General features: G+C 59.7%; 5 protein-coding genes. 3 read left to right on the forward strand and 2 right to left on the reverse strand.

Annotated elements, in window-relative coordinates:
• Positions 1-26 precede the first annotated feature (26 nt).
• Positions 27-2,204: a catalase/peroxidase HPI gene (gene katG / locus KHQ23_RS17965; RefSeq protein WP_004180028.1), complete on the reverse strand. Its 2,178-nt coding sequence runs from the start codon at positions 2,202-2,204 to the stop codon at positions 27-29.
• A 268-nt stretch (positions 2,205-2,472) separates the two neighbouring features.
• Positions 2,473-3,405 carry a LysR family transcriptional regulator gene (locus KHQ23_RS17970; RefSeq protein WP_002905767.1) on the reverse strand — a complete coding sequence of 311 codons (933 nt, stop codon included), beginning with the start codon at positions 3,403-3,405 and terminating at the stop codon, positions 2,473-2,475.
• 99 nt (positions 3,406-3,504) lie between these two features.
• Here KHQ23_RS17970 and KHQ23_RS17975 point away from each other — a divergent pair, with 99 nt between their 5' ends.
• The 3 genes from KHQ23_RS17975 to mrdA all read left to right on the forward strand — a co-directional run.
• A complete protein-coding gene (locus KHQ23_RS17975; RefSeq protein ID WP_002905764.1) occupies positions 3,505-3,939 on the forward strand; it encodes a DMT family transporter in 435 nt (144 codons plus the stop codon).
• 9 nt (positions 3,940-3,948) lie between these two features.
• Positions 3,949-4,425 carry a DMT family transporter gene (locus KHQ23_RS17980; protein ID WP_004143692.1) on the forward strand — a complete coding sequence of 159 codons (477 nt, stop codon included), beginning with the start codon at positions 3,949-3,951 and terminating at the stop codon, positions 4,423-4,425.
• 198 nt (positions 4,426-4,623) lie between these two features.
• Positions 4,624-6,372 (forward strand): penicillin-binding protein 2 (mrdA, locus tag KHQ23_RS17985; RefSeq protein ID WP_199906145.1); only part of this gene is annotated, 1,749 nt, incomplete at its 3' end.

Raw genomic sequence — 6,372 nt, forward strand, 5'->3', positions numbered from 1 at the left:
CCCCGGCGGGAGCCGGGGCGAGAGGATTACAGATCGAAGCGGTCGAGGTTCATCACCTTGGTCCAGGCGGCAACGAAGTCATGCACCAGCTTCTGCTGACCGTCGGCGCAGGCGTACACTTCCGCCAGGGCGCGCAGTACCGAGTTGGAGCCAAACACCAGGTCCACGCGGGTGGCGCTGTACTTCGCTTCGCCGGTTTTACGGTCGCTGCCGGTAAACAGCTCCGCGTTATCATCGGCCGCTTTCCAGACGGTAGCCATATCAAGCAGATTAACGAAGAAGTCATTGCTGAGCACGCCGACGCGGTCGGTAAACACCCCGTGTTTGCTGCCGTCGTAGTTCGCGCCCAGTACGCGCAAGCCACCGACCAGCACGGTCATTTCCGGGGCGGTTAGCGTCAGCTGCTGCGCTTTATCGATCAGCAGGGTTTCCGTCGAGACACCGCCTTCGATACGGCGATAGTTGCGGAAGCCATCCGCCAGCGGCTGCAGCAGATCAAACGACTCGACGTCGGTCTGCTCAGGCAGAGCGTCGACGCGGCCTGGGGTAAACGGCACATTGACGCTGACGCCGGCGGCAGCGGCCGCCTGCTCAACGCCGACCACGCCGGCCAGCACGATAATATCGGCCAGCGACGCTTTGCCGGAGGCGCGCTGGATCGCCTGCAGGGTCGGCAGCACCCGGCTGGCGATGGCGTTAACCGGCCAGTCTTTCTGCGGGGCCAGCGCCAGACGCGCGCCGTTAGCGCCGCCGCGTTTATCGCCGCCGCGGAAGGTGGAGGCGGACGCCCAGGCGACCGAGACCAGCTCACTGACCGACAGGCCGGCGCCGGCGATGGCGCTTTTCAGGCTGGCGATATCTTCCGCGCTCGGCTGATGGGTCGCTGCCGGCAGCGGATCCTGCCAAATCAGATCTTCTTTCGGCACTTCCGGCCCGAGGTAACGGGATTTTGGCCCCATATCACGGTGGGTCAGCTTGAACCACGCCCGGGCGAACGCCTCGTTAAAGGCCTGCGGATCGTTGAGGAAGCGACGGGAGATTTTTTCAAACTCCGGGTCGAAGCGCAGGGTCAGGTCGGTGACCAGCATGGTCGGTTTGCGCTTTTTCTCCGGGTTAAACGGATCCGGGATAATCTCCGGCGCGTCTTTGGCTTCGAACTGGATCGCGCCAGCCGGGCTGCGGGTCTGCACCCATTCGTATTTGAACAGGTTTTCGAAAAAGTAGTTGCTCCACTGGGTGGGCGTCTGCGTCCAGACCACTTCCAGACCGGAGGTGATGGCGTCCGCGCCTGCGCCGCTGCCGTAGCTGGAGTGCCAGCCCAGACCCTGCGCTTCCAGCGGCGCGGCTTCCGGCTCGGCGCCGACGTGGCTGGTTTCTGCGGCGCCGTGGGTTTTGCCCAGCGTATGGCCGCCGGCGATCAGCGCGACGATCTCTTCATCGTCCATCGCCATATTGCCGAAGGTGGCGCGAATGGCCGCCGCGGCGGACAGCGGCTCGCCGCTGGCGTTCGGACCTTCCGGGTTGACATAAATCAGACCCATTTCGGTGGCGCCGATGGCCTGTTTCGCCAGGCTTTCCGGATGACGGTGGGCCAGCCACTCTTTCTCATCGCCCCAGTCGACGTCGAGATCCGGTTCCCAGACGTCTTCGCGACCGGCGCCAAAGCCAAAGGTGCGGAAGCCGGCGTTTTCCAGAGCGACGTTACCCGCCAGCATGTAAAGGTCGGCCCAGGAGATTTTCTGGCCATATTTCTGTTTCACCGGCCACAGCAGACGGCGGGCCTTATCGAGGCTGACGTTGTCAGGCCAGGAGTTCAGGGGGGCAAAGCGCTGCTGTCCACGACCTGCGCCGCCGCGACCGTCAACGGTGCGGTAGGTGCCGGCGCCGTGCCAGGCCATACGAATAAACAAGCCAATATAGCTACCCCAGTCTGCCGGCCACCACTCTTGCGAATCGGTCAGCAGCGCTCTGAGATCAGCCTTCAGCGCGGAGTAATCGAGCTTTTTAAACTCTTCCCTGTAGTTAAAATTCTCACCCAACGGGTTGGAGCGATTGGAGTGCTGGTTTAACAGATCGACACGCAGCTGGTTCGGCCACCAGTCGCGGTTGGCGGTGCCGCTGCCGGCGCTCTGTTTTGGCGTCTCGGCGTGGAAAGGGCACTTCCCGGCGGATGCATTGTTGGATGGGTCGTTAGACGTGCTCATATCAGGCTCCGTTTGCTTTTGTGAATGCCGTTACGATATACACTGCTACCAATAAGCGATATTTGAATGAATCTACGGATTTAATAGCTATTTCCGTTCAATGAAGGGTTAGGCAACCCCCTGGTGGGACCGTGTCGGCCTGGAGATTGAGATTAACCTCATTAGTAACCATAGCCGTAACGAGGCGGCAAAGGAAACGATCCGCGTCAAGCTGGGCGAAGGAATGCTAATTGTTTGAGATATGACAAGTTTTACTACGAAACTCGCATTAGCGCTGCCAGTAGGGCGGCGATCCAAACACGTCGGCAAAATAGTCAATCACTGTCCGCACGTTGAGAGAGGGATGGCGGGTATAAGGATAAATCGCCGCGATATACGATGGCGTGTGGCTGATGGCCGCCGAATAGCGATCCATCAGCGTGACTAATGTCCCGTTGTGCAGCGCTTCGCTGACCATCCAGTCGGGAAATAACACGATCCCCATCCCGCCGATGGCTGAAGTGAGCAGGGCATCGGCATTGTTCGAGGTCATGAGCGGGGTCAACGGATAGTGCACCCATGCCTCTTCGCGCTGGCGAAACAGCCAGCGGTTGGCTCCCTGCGAACCGCCATACACCAGCGTGCGATGTTGATGCAATGCCTCCGGCGAAGTCGGGCTGCCGTACCGTGAAACATACTCCGGGGAGGCGGTCAGGTAATAGCGCTGGCTGCCAAACACTCTGGCGTGATAGCCCGCGTCCGGCAGGCTGCTGATGCGAAAAAGGATATCCGTCGCATCGCGATGGGGATCGATAAAATCGTCGGTCAGCGTCAGGTCAAACTGCAGTTTGGGATGCCGGGCCGCCAGTTCCGGAAGCCAGGGGGCGATATGCCGCTGACCAAAGTAGACCGGCGCATTGATCCGCACCAGTCCGCCGGGGACCTGTGCCCGATCCTGTAACGCCCGTTGCGCGTCGGCGTACTGTCCCAGCAGTTCCCGGGCGGACGCTGCGAAAAGGCGTCCTGCTTCGGTCGGTACCACGGCACGGGTGTTGCGGTAGAACAGCTGCTGCCCGAGGGCATCTTCCAGCTGCTGGATGGTTCGCGAGATCAACGAGGGAGAGACCCCTTCGCGGCGGGCCACTACGGAAAAACTCTGGTTATCGTAAACCGCGATGAAAAGCTGAAGGGCGCGAAAATCGACGCTGCTGGCATCGGCCATCTGTGCAATTCCTGCAATAGTGTTTTCTGCATTATACCGTTTATCGCATCAGCACGCTGTTTTATCCTCAGCCGCCTGTTGTACAGAGGAGGCGCAGTAATGGCGTTATTATTCATTTTATTAGTGATTGCCGGCGGCATGGGATTATCGGTCGAGGCCGGCCTGCTGGGGCCGCTGGCGAGCCAGGTGGGGGATCTGTGGGCAACCATGAGCATCTTTGGGATTGGCGCAGTGTTAACCTTTTTTCTGATGCTCTTTTTCAGCCCGCGTAGCAGCCCGTCGTTCTTTTCTCTGCCCGGCTGGCAACTCACCGGCGGTCTGTTGGGGGCGGGGTACGTGGTGATCTTGACCGTGGCGACGCCGGTGATTGGTATTGCCATGACCATGATCGGCATCCTGGCGGGTCAGGTGGCGAAAAGCCTGGCGATCGACCATTACGGGTTATTCGGCAGCCCACGGCGCAAAATCGATCCGCGGCGCGCCATGGCGCTGATGTTGATTATGGCGGCGTTACTGCTGGTGGCTCTGGGTTAAGGAGGGGAAATGGATACGATAGTGATCATTCTGGCACTGTGCGGCGGCGCATTGCTTAGCGTCCAGGCGGCGATAAATGGCCGTCTTGGCAGCCAGGTGGGGGTGCTGCGCAGCGCCTTTTTAACCTTCGCCACCGGCGCGCTGGTGACGGGATTGCTGATCCTGTTTTTTGCTCCAGCGACGTCGGTAAACCTGCTACAGGTGCCTAAGTGGCAGCTGCTGGGCGCTTTTTGCGGCGTGCCCTACATCGTCATTATGGTGCTGGCGGTGCAGCGGATAGGCACCGCTACGGCTACCGTGGCGGTGATCTTTGGCCAGCTGACGATGAGCCTGCTGATCGACAACTTTGGCTGGCTGGGCAACAGCACGATGGCGTTCTCGCCGGCGCGACTGGCGGCGGTGATATGTCTGGCCCTCGCGCTGTACTTAATCTATACCTCAGGGAAGTCGGCTACCTCCCACGAGGCAGCCCGCGCAGAACAGTGAGCTGCGCCGACGCGTCGGGCATCGTGAATATAGCCTGACGCGTCACGGGCAAGGTTAAGAATAACGATCCCTCTAACATGCTGAAACATTTCTGCCAGATCATTAGCAACCTTTCAGTAGGGCTGACGCTGCGATAAGGCTATGCTTCCCGGCCGTTACGCCGTTGGCTTTTCCAGTGATTCAGGTGATGTACCGCTAATGCCCCTTTTGAGAGATGAAATTCGCGACCACTCCGCGGAAGAGATGCTGTTTATCCGCCGGGCCGCAATTGCTTTTCTGCTGGTGGTGGTCTGCTTTGGCGTGCTGATCGTTAACCTCTACCATCTGCAGGTGGAGCAGCACGATTTTTACCAGACCCGGTCAAACCAGAACGACATCAAAATGCTGCCCATCGCCCCCAGCCGCGGGCTGATATTCGATCGCAACGGCATTCCGCTGGTGCAGAATATCACCCTGTATCGCCTGCAGGTGATCCCGAGCAAAATTCCCGATATGGCCGCGCTGTTGCAGCAGCTGACGCCTATCGTCGACCTGACGCCGGACGACATCGCCAGCTTTCGCGACGATATGCACCACACCAGCCGCTACAAAGCGGTCACCCTCAAGTCAGACCTCAGCGATGTGGAGGTGGCCCGCTTCGCGGTCAACGAATTCCGCTTCCCCGGCGTGACGGTGGAGAGCTACCAACAACGGGAATACCCCTACGGCGCAGAGCTGGCGCACGTGGTGGGCTATGTGTCGAAAATCAACGACAGCGATCTGCAGCGGCTGGCGAAAAACGGCGAAGAGGAGAACTACGCCGCCGACCGCAATATCGGTAAGCAGGGCATCGAGGGCTATTATGAAAAAGCGCTCCACGGCACCACCGGCTATCAGGAAGTGGAGGTGGATAACCACGGCCGGGTGGTGCGTCTACTGAAAGAGGTGCCGCCGGTGGCCGGAAAAAACCTCTATCTGACTCTCGACCTTCATCTCCAGCAGTATATTGAGTCGGTGCTGAAGGGACAGCGGGCGGCGGTGGTGGTGGTCGATCCCCGGGATGGCGGCGTGCTGGCGATGGTCTCCAGCCCCAGCTACGATCCTAATCCGTTCGTCAAAGGCATTGGCTATCAGGCCTATAAATCGCTGCTCGATAATCCGGACCGGCCGCTGATCAACCGCGTCACCCAGGGGCTGTATCCCCCGGCCTCGACGGTGAAGCCCTATATGGCGCTGTCGGCGCTCTCCGCAGGGGTCATCACCCCGAACACCACCTTCTTCGGGGCGCCGACGTGGACGCTGCCGGGCACGCAACGCCGCTACCGCGACTGGCTGAAGACCGGCCACGGCATGCTCAACGTGACCAAAGCCATCGAAGAGTCGGCGGACACCTTTTTCTATCAGGTCGCTTTCGAGATGGGCATTGACCGGATCCATGAGTGGCTGAGCAAGTTTGGTTACGGCCAGTCCACCGGCATCGACCTTAATGAGGAGTATGCCGGGGTGCTGCCCAGCCGGGAGTGGAAACAGCGGGTGCATAAAAAGCCCTGGTATCAGGGGGACACCATCTCGGTCGGCATCGGCCAGGGGTACTGGATCGCCACGCCAATTCAGATGGTGAAGGCGCTTACCACTCTGCTGAACAATGGTAAAGTACAGGATCCGCATCTGCTCTATTCGATGAAGCAGGGCAACCATGTGGAACGTTATCAGCAGCCGGCGAACCTGCCGCAGGTGGGTGACCCGAAATCCCCGTACTGGGGCATTGTGCGCAACGGCATGTATGGGATGGCGAATCAGCCCAACGGCACCGGCTATAAGCTGTTTCATACTGCGCCGTATCAGATCGCGGCGAAGTCCGGGACCTCGCAGGTCTTTAGCCTGAAGCAAAACCAGACCTATAACGCCAAAATGATCCCGGTGCGTCTGCGCGACCATATCTTCTACACCCTGTTTGCCCCTTATCAG

The sequence above is a fragment of the Klebsiella sp. 64 genome (genome assembly GCF_018223915.1).
GTDB classification, from domain to species: Bacteria; Pseudomonadota; Gammaproteobacteria; order Enterobacterales; family Enterobacteriaceae; genus Klebsiella; species Klebsiella pneumoniae.